This is a genomic window from Bradyrhizobium sp. KB893862 SZCCT0404 (genome assembly GCF_018130885.1).
GTDB classification, from domain to species: domain Bacteria; phylum Pseudomonadota; class Alphaproteobacteria; order Rhizobiales; family Xanthobacteraceae; genus Bradyrhizobium; species Bradyrhizobium stylosanthis.
In genome coordinates, this window is sequence record NZ_JAFCLT010000002.1 from 409779 (window position 1) to 428822 (window position 19044).

At 65.2% G+C, this 19044-nt stretch carries 23 protein-coding genes; 9 read left to right on the forward strand and 14 right to left on the reverse strand.

Annotated features, from left to right (window positions below; translation table 11 throughout):
- Window positions 1-7: 7 nt before the first annotated feature.
- Window positions 8-1606, reverse strand: a complete 1599-nt coding sequence (locus tag JQ617_RS10745; RefSeq protein WP_212026299.1) for a bifunctional 3-(3-hydroxy-phenyl)propionate/3-hydroxycinnamic acid hydroxylase — start codon at window positions 1604-1606, stop codon at window positions 8-10.
- The gene (locus JQ617_RS10750; RefSeq protein WP_212026300.1) at window positions 1603-2502 is read right to left on the reverse strand and encodes a VOC family protein; all 900 of its coding nucleotides are present in this window, start codon (window positions 2500-2502) and stop codon (window positions 1603-1605) included. Before JQ617_RS10750 ends, JQ617_RS10745 begins: the two co-directional genes overlap by 4 nt.
- Before the next feature lie 134 nt (window positions 2503-2636).
- Here JQ617_RS10750 and JQ617_RS10755 point away from each other — a divergent pair, with 134 nt between their 5' ends.
- The gene (locus JQ617_RS10755; protein ID WP_249156945.1) at window positions 2637-3347 is read left to right on the forward strand and encodes a GntR family transcriptional regulator; all 711 of its coding nucleotides are present in this window, start codon (window positions 2637-2639) and stop codon (window positions 3345-3347) included.
- Window positions 3348-3377: 30 nt separating this feature from the next.
- Here the strand turns inward: JQ617_RS10755 and JQ617_RS10760 are convergent, their stop codons facing one another.
- The 9 genes from JQ617_RS10760 to JQ617_RS10800 form a co-directional block, all read right to left on the reverse strand.
- Window positions 3378-3782, reverse strand: a complete 405-nt coding sequence (locus JQ617_RS10760; protein WP_063688428.1) for a hypothetical protein — start codon at window positions 3780-3782, stop codon at window positions 3378-3380.
- Window positions 3783-3843: 61 nt separating this feature from the next.
- Entirely contained in the window at window positions 3844-4014 is a 171-nt protein-coding gene (locus JQ617_RS10765) for a hypothetical protein (protein WP_212026830.1), read from the reverse strand.
- Window positions 4015-4144: 130 nt separating this feature from the next.
- Complete coding sequence (locus JQ617_RS10770) at window positions 4145-4414, reverse strand: hypothetical protein (RefSeq protein WP_212026301.1); 270 nt, start codon at window positions 4412-4414, stop codon at window positions 4145-4147.
- A 188-nt stretch (window positions 4415-4602) separates the two neighbouring features.
- Window positions 4603-4836 carry a hypothetical protein gene (locus tag JQ617_RS10775; protein ID WP_186467416.1) on the reverse strand — a complete coding sequence of 78 codons (234 nt, stop codon included), beginning with the start codon at window positions 4834-4836 and terminating at the stop codon, window positions 4603-4605.
- Window positions 4833-5132: a hypothetical protein gene (locus tag JQ617_RS10780; RefSeq protein ID WP_186467417.1), complete on the reverse strand. Its 300-nt coding sequence runs from the start codon at window positions 5130-5132 to the stop codon at window positions 4833-4835. The genes JQ617_RS10775 and JQ617_RS10780 overlap by 4 nt, the downstream gene beginning before the upstream one ends.
- 117 nt (window positions 5133-5249) lie before the next feature.
- Window positions 5250-5585, reverse strand: a complete 336-nt coding sequence (locus JQ617_RS10785; RefSeq protein ID WP_063688436.1) for a hypothetical protein — start codon at window positions 5583-5585, stop codon at window positions 5250-5252.
- Window positions 5586-5687: 102 nt separating this feature from the next.
- The gene (locus JQ617_RS10790; protein ID WP_212026302.1) at window positions 5688-5915 is read right to left on the reverse strand and encodes a hypothetical protein; all 228 of its coding nucleotides are present in this window, start codon (window positions 5913-5915) and stop codon (window positions 5688-5690) included.
- Between the two features lie 128 nt (window positions 5916-6043).
- Window positions 6044-8530: a TonB-dependent receptor gene (locus JQ617_RS10795; protein ID WP_212026303.1), complete on the reverse strand. Its 2487-nt coding sequence runs from the start codon at window positions 8528-8530 to the stop codon at window positions 6044-6046.
- Window positions 8531-8693: 163 nt separating this feature from the next.
- Window positions 8694-10052, reverse strand: a complete 1359-nt coding sequence (locus JQ617_RS10800) for a histidine kinase (protein ID WP_212026304.1) — start codon at window positions 10050-10052, stop codon at window positions 8694-8696.
- Window positions 10053-10245: 193 nt separating this feature from the next.
- On the opposite strand from JQ617_RS10800, the gene JQ617_RS10805 reads away from it, so the two are divergent.
- On the forward strand, window positions 10246-10866 hold the full coding sequence (locus JQ617_RS10805) for a response regulator (protein WP_008562541.1): 621 nt from the start codon (window positions 10246-10248) through the stop codon (window positions 10864-10866).
- 78 nt (window positions 10867-10944) lie between these two features.
- Window positions 10945-11790 carry an S-formylglutathione hydrolase gene (gene fghA / locus JQ617_RS10810; protein WP_212026305.1) on the forward strand — a complete coding sequence of 282 codons (846 nt, stop codon included), beginning with the start codon at window positions 10945-10947 and terminating at the stop codon, window positions 11788-11790.
- Between the two features lie 183 nt (window positions 11791-11973).
- Here the strand turns inward: fghA and JQ617_RS10815 are convergent, their stop codons facing one another.
- Window positions 11974-12477 (reverse strand): DUF3280 domain-containing protein, encoded by a 504-nt coding sequence (locus JQ617_RS10815; protein ID WP_212026306.1) that lies wholly within the window; start codon window positions 12475-12477, stop codon window positions 11974-11976.
- A gap of 128 nt (window positions 12478-12605) precedes the next feature.
- On the opposite strand from JQ617_RS10815, the gene JQ617_RS10820 reads away from it, so the two are divergent.
- The 6 genes from JQ617_RS10820 to JQ617_RS10845 all read left to right on the forward strand — a co-directional run bounded on the left by JQ617_RS10820 (window position 12606) and on the right by JQ617_RS10845 (window position 17460).
- A complete protein-coding gene (locus tag JQ617_RS10820) occupies window positions 12606-13787 on the forward strand; it encodes a lanthanide ABC transporter ABC transporter substrate-binding protein PedA1 (RefSeq protein ID WP_212026307.1) in 1182 nt (393 codons plus the stop codon).
- 8 nt (window positions 13788-13795) lie between these two features.
- Window positions 13796-14764 (forward strand): YVTN family beta-propeller repeat protein, encoded by a 969-nt coding sequence (locus JQ617_RS10825; RefSeq protein WP_212026308.1) that lies wholly within the window; start codon window positions 13796-13798, stop codon window positions 14762-14764.
- On the forward strand, window positions 14761-15567 hold the full coding sequence (locus tag JQ617_RS10830) for a lanthanide ABC transporter ATP-binding protein PedB/LutE (RefSeq protein ID WP_212026309.1): 807 nt from the start codon (window positions 14761-14763) through the stop codon (window positions 15565-15567). The genes JQ617_RS10825 and JQ617_RS10830 overlap by 4 nt, the downstream gene beginning before the upstream one ends.
- Window positions 15564-16412: a lanthanide ABC transporter permease protein PedC gene (locus tag JQ617_RS10835; RefSeq protein ID WP_212026310.1), complete on the forward strand. Its 849-nt coding sequence runs from the start codon at window positions 15564-15566 to the stop codon at window positions 16410-16412. The genes JQ617_RS10830 and JQ617_RS10835 overlap by 4 nt, the downstream gene beginning before the upstream one ends.
- Window positions 16409-17023 (forward strand): hypothetical protein, encoded by a 615-nt coding sequence (locus JQ617_RS10840; protein WP_212026311.1) that lies wholly within the window; start codon window positions 16409-16411, stop codon window positions 17021-17023. Before JQ617_RS10835 ends, JQ617_RS10840 begins: the two co-directional genes overlap by 4 nt.
- Before the next feature lie 137 nt (window positions 17024-17160).
- Complete coding sequence (locus tag JQ617_RS10845; protein WP_212026312.1) at window positions 17161-17460, forward strand: copper-binding protein; 300 nt, start codon at window positions 17161-17163, stop codon at window positions 17458-17460.
- A 121-nt stretch (window positions 17461-17581) separates the two neighbouring features.
- On the opposite strand, the gene JQ617_RS10850 is transcribed toward JQ617_RS10845, so the two are convergent.
- Entirely contained in the window at window positions 17582-18139 is a 558-nt protein-coding gene (locus JQ617_RS10850) for a PQQ-dependent catabolism-associated CXXCW motif protein (protein WP_212026313.1), read from the reverse strand.
- Window positions 18136-19017 carry a substrate-binding domain-containing protein gene (locus JQ617_RS10855; protein WP_063688471.1) on the reverse strand — a complete coding sequence of 294 codons (882 nt, stop codon included), beginning with the start codon at window positions 19015-19017 and terminating at the stop codon, window positions 18136-18138. Before JQ617_RS10855 ends, JQ617_RS10850 begins: the two co-directional genes overlap by 4 nt.
- Window positions 19018-19044 lie beyond the last annotated feature (27 nt).

The following is a 19044-nucleotide window of genomic DNA, read 5'->3' on the forward strand; positions in this document are numbered from 1 at the left end:
TCCATTTTCAGATCAGGGATTTGGTTGCTTGCTTGGTCGAGACCTCGCGAAGGCGCGTGTCGATCTCGCGCAAGAGACCGATGAGCTCCTCGGCATTGCGCGCCGTGCCGAAGACGTAATGGTCGGGCCGCACCATCGCGGCGGCGACGTCGTGGCGATCGAACCAGCTCGCAAGCACGCCCTCGGTCTCTTCCAGCACGTGCGACGAACGGGCGGGGCCGACTGCAGCGGCCGATATGTCCCGGCGTGCATCGCAGAGCGCGAGCAGGGTCGCAGCATCAGTGCGGCGGCCGTCGATAAACACACGCAGACTGAATCCCATCACCTTGTCGAGCAACAAAACCGAGCCTGAGTATGCAACGCGCGGCTGCGGAAACAGGCTGCCGCGCGCGGGCGTTTCGCGATGTGCCAAAAGTCCCGCGCGAAGCGGCGGAATGATTTCCTGCCGCGTCAGCAGCAGCGGCTTGCCGCCGCCGTCGGCCAGGATCTGCGCATCGCGCCGCCGGGCGGCGGCCGGATCGCGCTCGCAGATCGACTGGCCGATTGCCTTGACCTTGCCGGTCAGCTCGATGACGTGCTGCTTGCGTTCGGCCGTGTAGCTGTCGAGCAGGCTGTCGGAAGAGACGCCCCTCAGCACATGATCCAGCTTCCAGACGAGGTTCGTGGCGTCGCGCAGGCCCTGGCACATGCCCTGGCCGATGAAGGGAGGCTGCTGATGCGCGGCATCGCCGGCGACCAGGATCCTGCCGTTGCGCCACTCGTCTGCAACGAGGGCGTGGAAGCGATAGGAAGCCGCCCGCCACAACTCCCCGTCCCCAGGCGTGAGCCAGGGCGCGAGCAGCTTCCAGACATTGTCAGGTTGCTCCATCTGCCGCGCGTCTTCGCCCGGCAGCAGCATGATCTCCCAGCGGCGGTGGTTCTTCGGGCCGATGAGGTAGCTGACGGGGCGCGCCGGATTGCAGAATTGCGCGGAACATTGCGGCAGGCGCGCGAGCGCATTCTCGTTCACGCGGACGTCGACCACCAGCCAGGGCTCATCGAAGATGAGATCGTCGAGGCCAAGCCCTGCGATCTGCCGCACGGTGCTCGAGGCGCCGTCGCAGCCGATCACATAGCGCGCGGTCACGGAACGCTGCCGTCCATCGCCGTCCTTCAGTTGCGCCTCGACACGATCGGGCGTTTGCACGAGACCGAGCAGCTCGACGCCGAGCTCGGCGTGCACGTTGGAAAAGCTCCGCGCGTGGCGCCGCAGCTCGGTCTCGACCGCGGGCTGGCTGAACACCATGCTCGGCGTGTAGCCGAGCGGATAGGGCTTTGCGACCATGTCGACGCGGCGGATCAACTGGCCGTCGACGCCAAAATGCTCCGATGCGGTGAAAGGCTCGATATGGGGCGAGATCGCCTCCGTGAGGCCCATATTGTCGAAGTGACGGAAGATCTCGTGATCGAGCGCGATCGCGCGCGGCTTGTCATAGACGTCGGTCAGCCGGTCGATGACCAGCGTGCGATGACCGAGGCGGCCGAGCTGCCCTGCGGCAACGGCGCCGGTCGGCCCGAAGCCGACGACGAGCACGTCATAATCAATGGCGCCGGCAATATCCGTCATGCGCGCGCCGCCGCGAAGGGAACGGCAAGCTGCGCCGCTTTGCAGGCCTCCGACTTCGGCGGGGCGATGCCCCATTGATCGGTTCGGCCGGGAGGCCAGACCCAATCACCCGGACCTTTCGCGACATAGCTATCGTCGATCTGCAGGACTTCGGCGGTGTACTCGATCACGGTGCCGGTCGGATCGACGAAATAGGCGAACACGTTGTCGCCCGGTCCGTGACGGCCGACGCCCCAGCCGATCGGATAGCCGTGGTCCACCATGCGGCCGGAGCCGCGCATGACGGACTCCAGATCGGGCATGAGGAAAGCCACGTGATTGAGACCGTTGCGAGGGGCCTCCGCAAGCACGATCGCGTGGTGATCGCTGTTGCAGCACAGGAATGCCATCAGCCTGGACCGATCCGATAGCCGGAAGCCCAGGGTCTCCTGATAGAACGCCGAGAGCTTCTCGATGTCGGCGCTGTTGATGTTGACGTGGGCCAACCGCTCGGGGCGATCGGCGATCATGCGCGCCGGCTTGGTACGATCGCCATGTACGAACTCGATGGCGCATCCCTGCGCTTCGCGAACCATGAAGCTTGTGCCGCCCGACGGCGCAGACGATGGCGCGGGTGAGCTGATCACCTCGCAGCCGGCTTGCCGCGCACGCGCGAACAAGCGGTGCAGATCGTCGTGAGAGCGGACGCGAAAGCTGATCTTGCGGAGCGACGCCGCCTCGCCCGGCGTGAGCTCGAGGACGTGGAAATCGCTGCCCGTCGCGGCGAGGTACACCGTGCCGTCCGCCTCCGCCGCGACGTCGAGGCCCCAGACCTTGCTGTAGAACTCGACCGAGCCGGCGAGCTGCGGCGTCGTGACCTCGACGCTGCGCAGGGCCGTCACCGGAAAGTCGGACATCGGATTTCCCTGTCAGGAACGGAAACGCCCGGCTTCAGTAATATGTATAAAAACTCCAGTAAAGAAGAAATTTATAAATAATTGGCCTGAGGTCTGCTAATGTACACAGGCGGAGAGATTCCGATGGGATGCCCATGAGCCCTGACATCAACCCCGAGCTGCCGAGCCAGAAGGTAGACCAGCCGGCAACGCTGGCGACCACGATCTACGCACGCCTCAAGGCCGACATCCTGACGACGCGGCTCGAGCCCGGACGCAAGCTGCAGTCGCGCTTCCTGATGGAGCAGTACAATGTCGGACAGACCCCGCTGCGCGAGGCCCTCAACCGCCTGACCACCGAAGAGTTCGTCGTCGGCATGGAGCAGCGCGGCTTCTATGTGAAGGAGGTCAGCAAGGAGGAGCTGCAGGAGCTGACCAAGACGAGGTGCTGGGTCGAGGGTCTGGCGCTGAGCGAGTCCATGCAGAATGCGACCCAGGCCTGGGAAGAGGCCTTGCTCGTTGCACATCACCGGCTCGATCGTACGCCGCGCTCGCTCAAGCCCGATACGTTCGAGGACAATCCGGATTGGGAGAAGGTGCACCGCGCCTTCCATGCGACGCTGATCGGACTTTGCGGCTCACGTCCCCTGCTCGGCTTCTGCGAGCAACTCGCCGACCGGCTCTATCGATATCGCATGATGTCGATCGCGAAGGCCTATCCGGCGCGCAAGGTCGGTGCCGAGCACAGCGATATCCTTCAAGCGGTTCTCGCCAGGGACAGCGAGCAGGCCGTGCACCTGCTGCAGCAGCATTACCGGCGCACGGCCGACGTCATCTATTCCGACCTGGACGGATTGCTGGCCTAGCTTCGTCTCGGGGCATGGAGCGCGTCGCGCTCAGCGCGAGCGCTTCGGCAGCTTCGGAAGCTTGTCGGGATTGAACGCCGGGATCTCGCCGGCCGGTTCGCGTGCCGCCGCTTGCTCGGTCAGGATCAGCGTTCCCTGCAGGACTATTCCCGGTGCCTGCGCTGCCGTCGCCGTGTAGGTCGCGATCTTGCCGGGGCACGTCCCCTCGATATTGAGCGTGAGCTCGTCCTCCACGCCGAAGACCGTCGCGCGTCCATCGGTATGACGCCTCGTCAACACGGTTGCCGTGAAGCGATCTCCGTCGACCTGACACGAGCCGTGATAGGTCATCAGGCTGTCGCGGCCCCAGATCTGGCCGTCTGCAACATGGACGATGCCGGTGCCCTGATCGATCGGCGTCTTGTACCAAGCCGCGTAGGTGCCGTCCTTCAGCATGGGAGCAATCTCCCTTGATAGTCCCCCACGGCTAATCCGCATGATCGGCGCTAAGAAAGCGTTAATCACGCGGCCCGTGACAATCCGGAATGTCCCTGCGCAGCTCCTCTTCAAGCTCCTCGATGATGCTGTGAAGCAGGCATACGGCAAGCGGATCGGTCACCTCCCGCTCCAACTGCCTGTAGCGCGCGATCTGACATTCCCGCTGTCGCAACTGGTACTCTGTCATCATACGGGCCCTCCGGCGAATCGACGCACAGAGGGCCGCGCAGTTTCGTTACAATTTTCGGATCATTTTCCATGGTTTCCGATCGGTAAAGAAAACGCCCCGCGGACGCCGGCGCGCGCCGCGGGGCGGTTCTCTACCGCCGCACGCCGACGCGATTGACGCCGCCGTTCCAATTGGTCCCGCTCGCCGTGCCGGCGCGCACTGCCGCGCGTGCCACGGGACGCGGCCGGAGCACGACACCGGCCCTGGCGACGCAGCTCGGCGGATAGTCGACGTACTGACAATAGACCACCGCTTCAGCCGGTGTCGGGCTGAGCGTAAGGCTCGCCAGACCCAGCAGGGCGCTGGCGGCGAGGCCTGCGATTGTCGCGGACTTGAACGAATGACGCTTGCTGCGATGCACGATGTCCTCCTCATGGTACATGCGAACCGATGAGTGACGGACGCCACCTTCGAGCACGCCCGCACATGAGGCCAGCATCGATCAGCTGGCGGCGTTGACATGGATCAACGGTGAACAGCGTCCACGTCAGGGCCATTCACCGACAGCAATTTGCCGAGCGGGGGAGCCGGGTGACGTCCCCGCCGGCTTCACGGCACGTCGGCGCTCCTGCGATTGTCGCCGATGCTGTGCGGCTTGTTGAGGAAGAACTCCCGATTGCCGAGAGCTGCTTCCGCGTATTGATCGATCGCGACCTGGATGGCCTCGATGTGCATGCGGCACCAGCCTTCAAGGCAGGACAGGCGCCGCGCGTGCTCGAGCGCTTTCAGGAACTCCGGCGGCTCGCGCATGTCGGAGAAGTAGGTCGGCCTCTCGCCCTTCATGCCCGCGCGACCTCTCTTGGTGGAACAAGGCGGCGCTTCTCGACACCGATGCGCGGAGGCGCCGGGCGCCGGCGGGGGACGAAGAGGCTGGCAACGACGATCGGGTCGGTGTCGCCGAGCGCCGCCCGCTCCTGCGCGAGCCCGCTCATCACGGCCCGCATCTTCATGACTTCTTCGGCCACGAAGGTGCAGTCTTCGTCCCGGTTGATTTGCTCATGCATGATGGCCTCGGCCTCACGCATGCTGACACGTAACGCTCTGATGATCTTGCGGATTTCGTTGATGCGGTTGTCCATGGCTCGCTCCTTGGTGGACGAGGAGCATAAGAACAAATCATGAACACTGAGTCAATCGGCCCGAGGTAGAACTCGTCCCGGTTCACCGCCCATTGCGGGAAGGCACTTGCCTCCCGTTCAAGTGGCCAGGCGAAGCCAGATGTCCTTGCTCACCAGCGTACCGCTCGGCGTGGCGATCTCCAGGTCCACGACGTGCAGCGAACCGGGCTGGTCGTCATAGATGTATCGGAGGTGCCACATGCGGCCGAGGTCCGGCGAAATGGTAAAGTCGTCCAGTCCGTCGGTGATGGCCCTGATCGCCTCGCGGTGCGGCAAGGGCGCGGAAAACATCGCATCGATCAGGTCGGCGAGGCTCATGCCCTCGACGAGCATGAGGCGCGCAACCTCGTCACCATAAACGTGTCGGAGCGCCGTAACGATGGCGGCGACGGCATCCGGATTTTTCAACGACACGACAAGACAAAGCCTCCGGCAGCATGATGCCGGAGGCAGGATATTCTACGCAAGCTGTCTGCGCAGGCGGTGCGGAGCATGGAATTCCGCCGGCCGCCTTGGTCAGTGCCGGTGCTTCCAGTTGCCGCGGCCGCGATACCAGCCGTAATGGTGACCGCGGTTGCCGTGCCAGCCATGCCCGTGTCCGTGGCCGTGCCCGCCGCGGACCTGGATCACGGCATCATCAGTTGCTGTCGCCGCAGGCGCGAGCCCGATCCGTGCCGAAGCCGGGCCGGCAAAAAGCGTCGCCGCGAGCGCGCCCGCCGACAGCAACATGACTGCAAACTTCATTGCGTTGTCCTCCTTGTGTGCAGGCACAGCTAACCGGCCAAACCCCTCCTCGTTCCATTCCGGGAAAAATATGCAATCGAACCAGCGTGCAAGAAAGCGAGCGGCTGCTCACCGCCGGGCGGACGCGCCTAGAACGTCACCCGCATCCCCGCATAGAACGCGCGCGGCCGCGCCGGGCTCAGCGAGCGCGGGTCGGTGAAATCGGCGCCGCCATTGGTGAAGTTGGGCAAGGCTTCGCGGTCGAAGAATTGGCCGTAGGTGGCGTAACGCCTGTCGAAAACGTTGTCGACGCGGCCGTAAAGCTGGAAGTTCTTGGTCACCTGGTAGGAGGTGTGGAGGTTGAACACGGTGTAGGACGGCAGCTTCGAATATTGATTCGACTCGTCGCCGACGAAATACTGGCTGGAGACGAACAGCGCGTTGCCGCCGACCTTCCAGACGTCGGTGACGTTGTAGTCGACGCCGACCTTGACCCGGTGGCGCGGGATCGCGGGAAGCTGGTTGCCGGGCAGGACCTGGATGGTCTCGGTCACGGGATCCCTGAACGGGCTTTCGGAGCCGAGCTCGAACGCATCGAGATAGCGTGCGTCGACGAACGAATAGCTGGCCTGGAACTGCAGCGTCGGAGACTTGATGTTGACCTCGGCCTCGAGCCCCTGACGCCGCGTTCTGCCGACATTGCTGAAATAGCCGAAGCCGGTGCGGCCCACCGCAGGCACCGCGACGATGTCGTCATAGTTGGTGGCGCGGAACGCGCCGACCTTCCATCCGAGCGAGCCGATGTTCAGCTCCTTGCTGCCGCGGAAGCCGGCCTCGACGGTCTTGGACACCACCTGCTTCAGCGGCGGGTCCGAAACCAGAAATGCCGCGAGCAGGCACGGCCTGACGGGGTCGGCGCAGCCGAGCTCGAGCGGCGTCGGCACGCGGTTGGCCTCGGAATAGCCGGCATAGGCGGTCAGCTCCGGCGTGATCTTGTAGGTGCCGCCGATCACCGGGTTGAATCGCGTGAAGGTGTGATCGCCATTGAGACTGGTGCCGAGCTGATCCTCCAGCGTGATGCGCGCCACGTTGAAGCGGCCACCGCCGGTGATGGCGAAGGCGTCCGTGACGTTGAACGTGTCCATCGCATAGAGGCCGTTATATTGATTGACGGTCCGCAGCGAGACCGGACCGGCGACGGTGTCGGGCACGCCGGTCGGCCCCAGGAAGAGGCCGCTGCCGCTGACGACGTAGTTTTCTCCGATCGTGCCGATCTCGGCGGTCGCGTTGTAGCGCGTGACACTGGCATCATAGCTCGTGCCCATCACGAAGCGGTTGTCGTGCCCGAACAGCTGATCGGTGTTGGTGGCCTGCCCCGATACGCCGAAGGTGGTCGAGCGTATCGAGCTGCGATCGATTTCGCCGAGGATGGCCCCCGTCGGGAACGGATTGGCGAGCTGCACGCCGTTTGTGCCGTTGGCCGGCGTCGTGTCGTCGCCGAAGCACAACAGCCCGGCAATGGCGCATTCCTGCACGTCGGTCGGATTGCCGTCGACGAGCTTCTGCTCGTACCGGCGAATATGCGCGGTGCCTTCCAGCGTCCAGGTCGGTGTCGCATCGACCTTGCCGGTGAGATTGAGATAACCGACACGGTTGCTCGTGGTCTGCGGCGTCGTGTAGGTCGCGCCCCAATATTTGTCGAGCAGCTCGGCCGGCACGGTGGCGCTGGCGCCGAAATCGTTTTTGGCGACGCCCATGTTGGCGTGGAATTCGCTGTCGCCTTGCTTGTAGCCGACATCGCTGTAGAAGCGCCGCACGGTCGATTGCGAGAAATTGCGGAAACCGTTGTCGCGCAGGCCTTCGAGCGCGGCATAGACGCCGTAATTCTTGTCGACCTGCTTGCCCCATTGCGCCGAGCCCTGGATGCGGCCGAACGAGCCGCCCATCACATCGAGCTCGGCGCCCTGATAGGTGAAGCCGTCCTTCATCTGCAGATTGAGCGCGCCGCCGAGCGCATTGAGGCCGAAGGCGGGATTGTTGGTGACGAGCGTCACCGACCTGATCGCGGCGGTGGGGATCAGGTCCCAGTTCACGGCGTCCGAAAAGGCTTCGTTGATGCGGACGCCGTTCTGGTACACCGCAAGCCCCTGCGGCGTGCCCGTCACCGGCGAAGCGACGAAACCGCGGAATTCGACATCGGGCTGAAACGGATTGCCGGTGACCTCGCTGATGTTGACGCCGGCGATGTTGTCGCGCAGCGCATCGGTGATGTTGAGCGAGCCGGTGCGCCTGATCTGGCTCGCATCGACCGCGTTGATCGACGAGGCGACCTTGTCGACGTCGAGGCCCCTGCCGGTGCCCGGCGAGGTCGGGTAGACGTAGATGCGCGGCTTGGGGCGGTTCGACGTCGAGGCTCCCGCGCGCGCGACCGGCCGGGTCGGCGTCGTGCGTCTTGTCGCCGAAGGCGATGGCGCGCTCACCTCGACCGGCGGCAGGTTCTGGACGTTGGTCTCCTCGTCCTGCGCGGCCCCGGCAGGGCTCGCGACGACCAGCCCCGACAACAGCCCCGTCGATACCGAAGCCATCAGCAGACGACGCTTGACCCAAAGACGCTTGACCCGAAGACGATTGCCCATCCCAGCCTTCCCACCCGTGACCGCCGGCTGTTTTGATGTTCGCCGGTTGGTGCAGACGAGTGTAATCGGCGGCCGCTCGCGCGCCAGCCACAAAAGGTCGGGCACGATCCGCTCCCGCTTTCCCGACTAAATCGGGAATTATTCCCGATGATATTGGGAACGGTCAGGCCGCCGCCGTCGGCACCAGCGCCTCGACGGTGACGCCGCCGTCGCCGGACACGACGTTGAGCGTGCCGCCGAGCGCCAGGATCCGCTCGCGCATGCCGACGAGGCCGAAGCCGAGCTTCTGGCCGGGCTCCATGCCGCGGCCATTGTCACTGACGCGCACGCGGGCGCAGAGCCGGCCGTCACGCGTGAGCTGCTCGGCGGGCTCGATCACGACATTGACGGCGGTCGCGCCGGCATGGCGGAACACGTTGGTCAGTGCCTCCTGCACCACACGGTAGATGGTGAGGTCGGCGGTCTCGCCGGCCGTCCCCAGCCGCGGCGAGATCGTGGTTTCGATGGCGACCTCGGGATGCGCTTCCCGCCACAGCCGCGACAGCGATTCCAGCGCCTGGCCGAGCCCGAGCTCGGCGAGGCCGACCGGCCGCAGGCGTTCCAGCACGCGGCGCGTGAATTGCTGGAGCGCGTTGATCTGCTCCAAAAGGGCGCCGCCGTGCTTGCGCACCGCCTCCGCGCTCGGCGCCTTCCCGTCCGCGAGCTTTGCCAGCGCGCTGGCATGCGCGCGCAGCGAGAACAAATACGGCCCGAATTCGTCGTGCAGTTCGCGCGCAATCTCCTTGCGCTCGACGTCCTGCAGCGACACCGCGCGCTCGGCCAGCCGCCGCTTGTCCTCGACCGCCTCGCCGAGGGTTGCGGCAAGATGATTGAGCCGGGTGCAGATCGCGGCGAGCTCCGGCGCGCCGCCCGGCGCGACGCGCGCCTCGTACTGCCCGCCTTCGAGCTTCCCCATCACCTCCGCCAGCGACTGCAGCGGCGCCAGCGCCCGGCCGACCACGTTCATCATCAGGAAAAACAGTGCTAACGCGATCACCGAGCCCACTTCGAGCTGGGTCACGATGCCGTCCCAGATCTCCGCGATCTCGTCGTCGGGATGCGCGGTGATCCGGAGCGAGCCCGGCCTGCCATGGATCGAGACGGGCACGCTGACCGCGGTCTGCTCGGGATGAACCAGGCTGACGAACCAGGCCGGCGGGGCGCGCGTGTCGTCGTCTGCATCCGGCCGGGGCGGCGTCAGCGGGTTCCCGCCGGCATCGTAAAGCGCGATGCTGACATGGCGCAGCCGGCTGAGATCGCGGGCGATCTGGTTCAGCCGTGCATCCGGATCGGGCGCCTCGTTGAGATCGGCAACGATCATCTCGATGAATTCGCGCGCGAGGCGGATCACGCTCTGGTCCTCGGCCTGCACGCGCGGCCCCGCCTCCGCGACCTGGCGGCCGATATTGACGGCGAGGCCCAGCGCCAGCAGCAGCGCCAGCAGGAGGTTGATGCGCCCGCGCAGGGAAAGATTCTGCCACATTGATGCCGCCCGTGCCTCGCGAAGGTTGGCCCGCGCCTGTCCGATGACGTTGACAGGGGCGAAGCGCCCGATATCTAATCGAAAGCGTACAGCAATCCCGGCCGGGTTGCATGAGGCGACATGAGACGCACGCGTCTTGCCTGGTCGACATCATGCGGCGCAGAACAGGCCGGCACTGTCGCAGGAAACGTCTATGCGCATTCTGATCGTCGACGATCATCCCATTGTCGCCTCCGGCTGCCGTGCCGTGCTGGCCGACGAGGGCGAGATCGAGATTCTGGAGGCTGCCGACGCCGAGGACGGCGAGTGCGTCTTCATCGTCGAGCGCCCCGACCTCTGCATCATCGACATCAACCTGCCGACCGTCTCCGGCTTCGAGCTCGCGCGCCGCATCCTCGAGCGCGCGCCGGAGGCCCGCATCATCATGTTCAGCATGAATGACGACCCGGCCTTCGCCGCGCGCGCGATCGAATGCGGCGCCAAGGGCTATGTGTCCAAGACCGGCGATCCGGACGACCTCGTCGAGGCGATCCGCGCCGTCGGCGGCGGCGGCACCTATCTTCCGACCGCGATCGCGCGCAGCATCGCATTCGCCGGGCCTGCGCTGGCGCAAAGCCCGCTGTCGAAGCTGAACGCGCGCGAGATGGAGATCCTGCGGCTGCTCAGCGCCGGCAAGAGCCTGTCCGAGATCGCCTGGCTGGTGCAATCGTCCTACAAGACGGTGGCCAACACCTCCTCGATCATGCGCCAGAAGCTCGGCGTGAAGACCTCGGTCGAGCTGGTACGGCTGGCGATCGACAGCGGCGTTGCCTGACGCGTAGACGTCCGCCACAAATTCGGTCACACAAGCGTTGCATTCTTGATGTGGTGAGATGCCACGGAGCAAAACGGCATGACGATCCAGACTGTCTCGACCAATAAATCCTATGGCGGCGTGCAGGGCGTGTATCGCCATGCCAGCCAGGCGACCGGAACCGACATGGTGTTCTCGGTCTACGTTCCGCCGCACGCCGACGGCGCCAAGCTGCCCGTGGTCTGGTACCTCTCCGGCCTCACCTGCACGCATGCCAACGTCACCGAGAAGGGCGAATTCCGCAAAGCCTGCGCCGAGCTCGGCCTGATCTTCGTTGCGCCCGACACCTCGCCGCGCGGGCCGGACGTGCCCGGCGACGCCAACAACGCCTATGATTTCGGCCTGGGCGCCGGCTTCTATGTCGATGCCACGCAAGATCCTTTCGCCCGCAACTATCGCATGTGGAGCTACGTTACCGACGAGCTGCCCAATCTCGTGGCGGGAAATTTTCCCGTCGATGCCAAGCGGCAATCGGTGATGGGCCATTCGATGGGTGGCCACGGTGCGCTGACGGTCGCACTGCGCAACCCGCATCGCTATCGCGCCGCCAGCGCCTTCGCGCCGATCGTGGCGCCCTCGCAGGTACCCTGGGGCATCAAGGCCCTGACCGGCTATCTCGGACCGAACAAGGATGCCTGGCGCAACCACGACACCGTGGCGCTGATCGAGGACGGCGCCAAGTTCTCGGGCTTCCTGGTCGATGTCGGCGAGGCCGACAACTTCCTGAAGGAGCAGCTCAAGCCCGAGCTTCTGGAAGCCGCCTGCACCAAGGCGAGCATCCCGCTGACGCTGCGGCGGCAGCCCGGCTACGACCACAGCTATTATTTCATCTCGACCTTCATGAGCGATCATCTGCATTGGCATGCGGAAAGATTGAAGGCCTAGGCGAGCGCGCGGCCTTCTTCCTTCTCCCCTTGCGGGAGAAGGTGGCGCGAAGCGCCGGATGAGGGGTATTTCTCCGCTCGCTCGACTGCTCGTGGGGATAGAGACCCCTCACCCGTCTCGCCTGCGGCGAGCCACCCTCTCCCGCAAGGGGAGAGGGTGCAGCAGCGCGCGGGAAGAGAGCCCCTACTCCGGCTTCCCGTAATTCGGCGCCAGCAGGCGGTTGCGGATGAGATAGCTCATCGTGCGCGACCAGGATTCATCCGTGTTGCCGCGCATGTCGGCGCTGGCGGCGGCGATCATGTTGCCGGTCTTCACGTCGCGCAGATAGATATTGAGGTTGATGATCAGGTTCGAGACCTTCTGCACCATGCCGGTGATCTCGAGCTCGGCACCGAGCTGTCCGGCCAACTTGAGGTCGCAGCCGCCGCAGGCCTGCAGGTTCGCGTGACGGGCGGCGTCCCTGACCGGCGCGATGTCGAGCACCTGGAACCGGCCCGAGTCAGTCAGCTCCTTGCGCAGCTGTTCGCTGATGCGCAGCAGCCGCGCCTCCTCCGGCTTGGAGCCGTAGAACTCGCCGGGCAGGCTGGTGTCGATCAGCTCGAAATCGAACACCGCGAGCTTCGGCGGATCGGCGAACGCGACAGAGCCGGTCAACAGCAATGCTGCGAAACATAGCAGTGCTCGCATGATCGTGATTCCGCCTCCTCGCTTGCAGGGACGAAATGCGGGGTTGCATGCCCTGACAAATCGGTCATGCTTTAGCAGAGACAATTCTCCACCGGCGGTCAAGCCGGGGAGATCGTCCAGGAGGAAACATGATCCGATGGTTGGTCGGCCTGATCGGCTGGAGTCTCGCCGCGACGAGCGCGCTCGCGGCCGACCCTGTCACGATCGGCGTCGGCTATCTCGGTGTCGCCGGCACCAGATCGACGCTATCGCTGGTCGAGCAGCCCGCCGAGAATGACGGCGTCGCCGGCGCGCGCCTCGCCATCGAGGACAACAACACCACCGGAAAATTCACCGGCCAGCGTTTCACGCTGGAGGAACGCCGCATCAAGGAAGGCGAGGACGCGGTCCAGGCCGCGACCGATCTTGCGGCTCGCAACGGCTTCATCATCGCCGACCTGCCGGCCGATGCGCTGCTGAAAGTTGCCGATGCCCTGCGCGATCGCGGCACGCTGCTGTTCAACGCCGGCGCGATCGACGAGCGGCTGCGCGAGGCCGATTGCCGCGCCAACGTCATCCACACCGCGCCGACGCGGGCGATGCTGGCCGATGCGCTCGGCCAGTATCTGGTGTGGAAGAAATGGTCGCGCTGGCTGCTCGTGGTCGGCTCGCACGACGAGGACAAGCTGTTCGCCGATGCGCTAAGGCGCACCGCGACGCGGTTCGGCGCCAAGATCGTGCAGGAGCGCACCTTCGAGGACAAGGGCGGCGCGCGCCGCACCGACTCCGGCGTCACCCAGATCCAGCGGCAGATGCCGGTGTTCACGCAGCAGGCGCCCGCCTACGACGTGCTGGTCGCCGCCGACGAGAGCGAAGTGTTCGGCGCCTATCTGCCCTATCGCACCTGGGATCCGCGGCCCGTCGCGGGCTCGGCCGGCCTCGTGCCGCGCAGCTGGGACGCATCGCAGGACCAGTGGGGCGCGATCCAGATGCAGAACCGCTTCATCAAGCTGAATTCGCGGCGGATGACCCCGCTCGACATGCAGGCCTGGACCGCGGTGCGCATGATCGGCGAGGCCACCTCGCGCACCAAATCAGGCGACGTCGGCAAGGTCACCGATTTCATCAAGGGCCCGGATTTCTCCGTTGCCGCCTTCAAGGGCACGCGGTTGACCCTGCGCGACTGGAATCTGCAGCTCCGCCAGCCGATCCTGCTGGTGGACGGCCGCATGGTGGTGTCGGTGTCACCGCAGGAAGGGTTCCTGCACCAGGTCTCCGAGCTCGACACGCTCGGCTACGACCGTCCGGAGAGCAAATGCAAGTTGAAATGAGGACGCAGATGTTGCGCATGTGGCGTGTGGGGCTTCTCTCCGGACTGGCGCTGGCGGTGGCGCCCGCGCATGCGTTCATCGCCTATGTCTCGAACGAGAAGAGCAACACGGTCTCTGTGATCGATACCGACAGCTGGACCGTGACCAAGACCATCAAGGTCGGCCAGCGCCCGCGCGGCATCGATTTCACGCGCGACGGCAAGTTCGTGATGGTCGCGGTCGGCGACGACGACACCATCCAGGTGATCGATGCCAAGACCCAGGCCGTGGTGGACAGCCTGCCCTCCGGTCCCGACCCCGAATTGTTCGCGCAGGATGCGGCGGGAAAAATTCTCTATGTCGCAAACGAGAACGACAATACGGTCACCGTGATCGACCTCGAAAAGCGCACCCGGCTCGGCGACATCCAGGTCGGCGTCGAGCCCGAGGGCATGACCATCAGCCCGGACGGCAAGACGCTGATCAACACGTCCGAAACCACCAACATGGCGCATTTCATCGACACCTCGTCGCGCCAGATCGTCGCCAACGTGCTGGTCGATGCGCGGCCGCGCTTTGCCGAGTTCAAGCATGACAGCTCGGAGCTCTGGGTGTCCTCCGAGATCGGCGGCACGGTGTCGGTAATCGATCCCGCGAAGCATGAGGTGATCGGCAAGGTCACCTTCGACATTCCGGGCTTGCGCAAGGAGGCGATCCAGCCGGTCGGCATCGGCATGACAAAGGACGACAAGACCGCCTTCGTCGCGCTCGGCCCCGCCAACCGTATCGCCGTGGTCGACGTCGCCACGCGCAAGGTCACGAAATACCTGCTGGTGGGGCAGCGGGTCTGGCACATGGCGTTCACGCCGGATGAAAAATACCTGCTCACCACCAATGGCGTGTCGAACGACGTGTCCGTCATCGACGTCGCCGCGCAGAAGGTGATCAAGACCATTCAGGTGGGCGAGCTGCCCTGGGGCATCACGATCGCGCCATGACCAGCCCGGCCCCCGTCAACGAAGCATTGCAGACGCCAAGGCCCGATCCAGCCGCGGTGCCGGCGCTGTCGATCGACGGCGTCAGCCATGCCTATGGGCCGCGCCGCGCGTTGATGGACGTGTCGTTCAAGGTGCAGCCTGCGAGCTTCACCGCGCTGCTGGGGCTCAACGGCGCCGGCAAGAGCACGCTGTTCTCGCTGATCACGCGCCTGTTCGGCATCCAGTCGGGCCGCGTCTCCATCTTCGGCCATGACATCGGCAAAAGCTCCGGCGAGGCGCTGCGGCTGCTCGGCGTCGTGTTCCAGCCGCGTACGGTCGATCTCGATCTGTCGCTGACGCAGAACCTGCTCTATCACGCCGCCCTGCACGGCATCGGTCGCCGCGAGGCCAGCGCGCGCAGCGTTGAGCTCCTCGGGCGCATCGGCCTTTCCGATCGTGCCGGGAGCAAGGTCCGCGATCTCTCGGGCGGACAGATGCGGCGCCTCGAGATCGCCCGCGCGTTGCTGCACCGGCCGCGCCTCCTCCTGCTCGACGAGCCGACCGTCGGCCTCGACGTCAAGGCGCGCGCCGACATCATCAGCCATGTCCGCCAGCTCGTGACCGAGCAAGGCATCGGCGTGCTATGGGCCACGCACCTGTTCGACGAGATCATGCCCGGCGACGATCTCGTGGTGCTGCACCAGGGCAAGGTTCTGGCGCAGGGACCGATGAGCCGCGTCGTCGCGGAAGCCGGCGCGCAGGACGTCAACACCGCCTTCATGCGCCTGACCGGCGCACAAACCATGCCGGGAGGCGGCGCATGAGCAGCATCACCACGCGCGAGGCGCCGCGCGGCTTCTCGGCCGCGGAGTACATGACCTGCCTCACCGGCATCGTCTGGCGCGAGGGGCTACGCTTCCTGCATCAGCGCGAGCGCTTCGTCTCGGCGCTGGTGCGTCCCCTGGTGTGGCTGTTCATCTTCGCCGCCGGCTTCCGCCAGGTGCTCGGCATCTCCATCATCCCGCCCTACGAGACCTACATTCTCTACGAGGTCTATATCGCGCCCGGGCTGATGGCGATGATCCAGCTCTTCAACGGCATGCAGTCCTCGCTGTCGATGGTCTATGACCGCGAGATGGGCAATATGCGGACGCTACTGGTGAGCCCGCTGCCGCGCGGCTTCCTCCTCTTCTGCAAGCTGCTCGCGGGCACGGCCGTATCGCTGCTCCAGGTCTATGCGTTCCTTTTGATCGCCTGGTTCTGGGACATCACCCCGCCGCCGTCGGGCTATCTCACGGTGCTGCCGGCGCTGATCCTGTCCGGATTGATGCTGGGCTCGCTCGGCATGCTGATCTCGTCCGGCATCAAGCAGCTCGAGAACTTTGCCGGCGTCATGAACTTCGTGATCTTCCCGATGTTCTTCGCCTCCTCCGCGCTCTACCCGCTCTGGCGGGTGCAGGAGGGCAGCCCCTATCTCTATTATCTGTGCCAAGCCAATCCGTTCACCCACGCGGTCGAGCTGATACGTTTTGCACTCTACGGGCAAATCAACTGGATCTCGCTGGCGGTGGTCGCAGCCTGCACAATCGTCTTCATGATCGGCGCGATTTGGGCCTATGATCCCTCGCGCGGGCTGGCACGGCGGGGGCCCGCAGGAGGCGAAGGATGACGGTTCGGATTCTGGCGACGGCTGTTCTGGCGCTCGCTGTTGCGGGCACGGCCGCGCGCGCGGCCGATCCGCGCTATCCGGACTGGCCGTGCACGCAGGCAAAAGTCCCGGAGATCTCGCTTGCCGCCGTCTGGGCCGGCCCTGCGCTCGGCGACGCCGACACCAAGTGGAAGGACGACGGCAAGGTCAGCGCGCTGGTCTCGAAATTGGCGGCGCGCAAGACGCCGCTCGACGAAGCCGAGAAGTCGGTGAAGGAGTTTCTGGCCGGCTCGGCCAGCGACAAGACGGCGAATGCAAAGCTCCTGTTCGCCGGGCTGTTCGAGACCCTCAACGCCCAGCGCGCCCAGGTCATGATCGGGCTCGAGCGCGTCAACCGCAAGCAGCGCGACGCCGCCGACAAGATCCGCGACGAGACGCTGGCGCTCCAGGCCCTGCAAGGAGCGACACCACGCGACGAGGCCAAGGTCGAGGCGCTCAGCAACGAGCTGATCTGGAAGACCCGCATTTTCGAGGACCGCCACAAGGTGGTGCGCTTCGTCTGCGAGGTTCCGACCTCGATCGACCAACGCCTGTTCGCGCTCGGACGCGTGATCCAGCAGGAAATGGAATAGCGTCAGCCACGCTGACGGCTCACGAAAAGTTCCCGCGATTGCCCCGGGAACGTTAACCTTTTGCCGCGCTATCTGCCGGAACCAAATCGATTTATGTTGGCTTGTCGAAGTGAACTCCAAGACGTCGGGAGGCCTCGATGGGAACCACAAGAATCATCCTCGCAAGCGCTGCGGTCATCACCATGCTCGCATCCAGTGCTTTTGCTGACGATATGACCGGAATGGTCACGCGGATCGACCGGCTCAACGGCACCATTTCGATCCAGCAGATCCAGAAGGGCACGGTCGGCGGCAGCGCCGGTGGTGCCGGCGCGATGCAGGAATACAAGACCAAGGATGCCGCCATGCTGGACGCGGTTCATGCCGGCGACAGGGTGACGTATTCGGCCACCGACACCAACGGCACGGGCACGCTGACGAAGCTGCAGAAGCAGTAGGCTTTGCTTCGCCTCTTCGTGCCTGCAACACGGCGTCATGGCCGGGCTTGTCCCGGCCATCCGCGTTTACCCACAAGCCAAGAACGTGGATGCCCGGGACAAGCCCGGGCATGACGATCCATTATTGCTCGGGCCGCGGCTCCGGCTGCGCATCTTCCGTCGGAAGCTTCGCGTGCTCCCAGCCGTCGGTGCCTTCAGGGTACCAGGCGATGTTGGAGTAGCCGTAAGCCTGCGCGCGCTTGGCGGCATTCCACGACATCCAGCAATCGGCGAGGCAATAGATCACCAGCAGCGCGGCTCTGTCGCCGCGCGAGGCACGCGCGAGGCCGCGCTGAAGATAATCGTCCATTGCCGCCGGCAGATTGCCGTAGCCGGTATCGGGCAGCCAGATGCTGCCCGGAATGTTCTTGCGCGGCATGTCGCGCCAGACGGTGCCCTCAGGCAGGTTCTTCGGCTTCGGCGGACGCGGCATCACGTCGACGAACGCGCCGCTCCTGGCGCGCCAGATCGCTTCGGCTTCCGCCGTTGTGAGCACACGCGCGTGCGCCAGCGTCGCCGGCACCGGCGCGCGGTAATTGTCGGTGCGATACCCCTCGGGCTCGAATGGCTCCTGCTGCTGCGCGAATGCTGGTGCCGCCAGCATGACGGCGACGAGCGCAGCGGCAGAAGCCCGTCTCATGGCGTCTTCTTGGCCGTCTCCGCACCGAGCGGCCGGTCGCTCTCGTCCAGCAGCGGCACGCCGAAGTCGAGCAGGATCTTGTTGATCTCGCCCTGGTTCTCCTGGATCAGCCGGTTGAGCTGCCGCTTCCAGTTCTGGTCCGCGGGCCGCACGCCCATGCCGATGCGATAGACCAGTTTCGGCCCCGTCGTTTCCTTCACCAGCGGCGTGACATGGAGCGAGCCGGCCTTCTTGGCGTAATAGCCGGCCATCGGTCCCCACAGCACGCCGGCGTCGATCTTGCCGGCGGCGAGATCGTCGATCATGGCCTGCGCCGAATTGTCGAAACGCGTGTCGATCATCAAGGGATAAGGCTTTGCATCGCCCATCAGACCTGCAAGGGCCATGTTGGTCGCCGGCGGTGTACCGGCGACGATGCCGACATGCTTGCCCTTCAGGCGCGCATCCTCGAGCGTATCGACCTCCTCGAGCCCGCTGCCGGTCTTGGCAACCAGCGCATAGGTCGTGCGGTAATAGGGATTGGTGCCCTGCACGAGGTCGTCGCCTTGCGGGAAGCCCATGATGACATCGCAGCGATGCGCGCCCAGCGTCATCCGCACGAAGCCGGTGGCCTGCGGAAAGAACACGTAGTCGAGCTTCTTCTGCAGCTTGTCCGCCAGGAATTCGGCGAGCTTGTTCTCAAAGCCCTCGCCCTTCTCGTTGGAGAACGGCAGATTGCGCGGGTCGGCGCAGACGCGCAGCACCTTCGGATCGACCAGCTCGAACGAGAGGTCTCCGGTCTCGCTCGTCTGCGCAAGGGCGACGTCGCCCAGAGCGCAGGTTGCAGCCAGGCCCCACAGCAGGGCCAACCAGCGACGATGTCGTCCGGCCTCCGTCATCGCGCTTCCTCCTCATTTTGTTTGAAT

Excerpts from the sequence above, each read along its gene's own strand:
- JQ617_RS10815 (WP_212026306.1), bottom strand. The coding sequence starts at position 12,477 with ATGCGAGCACTGCTATGTTTCGCAGCATTGCTGTTGACCGGCTCTGTC.
- JQ617_RS10845 (WP_212026312.1), top strand. The coding sequence starts at position 17,161 with ATGGGAACCACAAGAATCATCCTCGCAAGCGCTGCGGTCATCACCATG.
- JQ617_RS10775 (WP_186467416.1), bottom strand. The coding sequence starts at position 4,836 with ATGAAGGGCGAGAGGCCGACCTACTTCTCCGACATGCGCGAGCCGCCG.
- JQ617_RS10750 (WP_212026300.1), bottom strand. The coding sequence starts at position 2,502 with ATGTCCGACTTTCCGGTGACGGCCCTGCGCAGCGTCGAGGTCACGACG.
- JQ617_RS10765 (WP_212026830.1), bottom strand. The coding sequence starts at position 4,014 with ATGATGACAGAGTACCAGTTGCGACAGCGGGAATGTCAGATCGCGCGC.
- JQ617_RS10780 (WP_186467417.1), bottom strand. The coding sequence starts at position 5,132 with ATGGACAACCGCATCAACGAAATCCGCAAGATCATCAGAGCGTTACGT.
- JQ617_RS10760 (WP_063688428.1), bottom strand. The coding sequence starts at position 3,782 with ATGCTGAAGGACGGCACCTACGCGGCTTGGTACAAGACGCCGATCGAT.
- JQ617_RS10850 (WP_212026313.1), bottom strand. The coding sequence starts at position 18,139 with ATGAGACGGGCTTCTGCCGCTGCGCTCGTCGCCGTCATGCTGGCGGCA.
- JQ617_RS10790 (WP_212026302.1), bottom strand. The coding sequence starts at position 5,915 with ATGAAGTTTGCAGTCATGTTGCTGTCGGCGGGCGCGCTCGCGGCGACG.
- JQ617_RS10830 (WP_212026309.1), top strand. The coding sequence starts at position 14,761 with ATGACCAGCCCGGCCCCCGTCAACGAAGCATTGCAGACGCCAAGGCCC.
- JQ617_RS10805 (WP_008562541.1), top strand. The coding sequence starts at position 10,246 with ATGCGCATTCTGATCGTCGACGATCATCCCATTGTCGCCTCCGGCTGC.
- JQ617_RS10755 (WP_249156945.1), top strand. The coding sequence starts at position 2,637 with ATGAGCCCTGACATCAACCCCGAGCTGCCGAGCCAGAAGGTAGACCAG.
- JQ617_RS10795 (WP_212026303.1), bottom strand. The coding sequence starts at position 8,530 with ATGGGCAATCGTCTTCGGGTCAAGCGTCTTTGGGTCAAGCGTCGTCTG.
- JQ617_RS10835 (WP_212026310.1), top strand. The coding sequence starts at position 15,564 with ATGAGCAGCATCACCACGCGCGAGGCGCCGCGCGGCTTCTCGGCCGCG.
- JQ617_RS10745 (WP_212026299.1), bottom strand. The coding sequence starts at position 1,606 with ATGACGGATATTGCCGGCGCCATTGATTATGACGTGCTCGTCGTCGGC.
- JQ617_RS10825 (WP_212026308.1), top strand. The coding sequence starts at position 13,796 with ATGTTGCGCATGTGGCGTGTGGGGCTTCTCTCCGGACTGGCGCTGGCG.
- JQ617_RS10855 (WP_063688471.1), bottom strand. The coding sequence starts at position 19,017 with ATGACGGAGGCCGGACGACATCGTCGCTGGTTGGCCCTGCTGTGGGGC.
- JQ617_RS10800 (WP_212026304.1), bottom strand. The coding sequence starts at position 10,052 with ATGTGGCAGAATCTTTCCCTGCGCGGGCGCATCAACCTCCTGCTGGCG.
- fghA (WP_212026305.1), top strand. The coding sequence starts at position 10,945 with ATGACGATCCAGACTGTCTCGACCAATAAATCCTATGGCGGCGTGCAG.
- JQ617_RS10840 (WP_212026311.1), top strand. The coding sequence starts at position 16,409 with ATGACGGTTCGGATTCTGGCGACGGCTGTTCTGGCGCTCGCTGTTGCG.
- JQ617_RS10820 (WP_212026307.1), top strand. The coding sequence starts at position 12,606 with ATGATCCGATGGTTGGTCGGCCTGATCGGCTGGAGTCTCGCCGCGACG.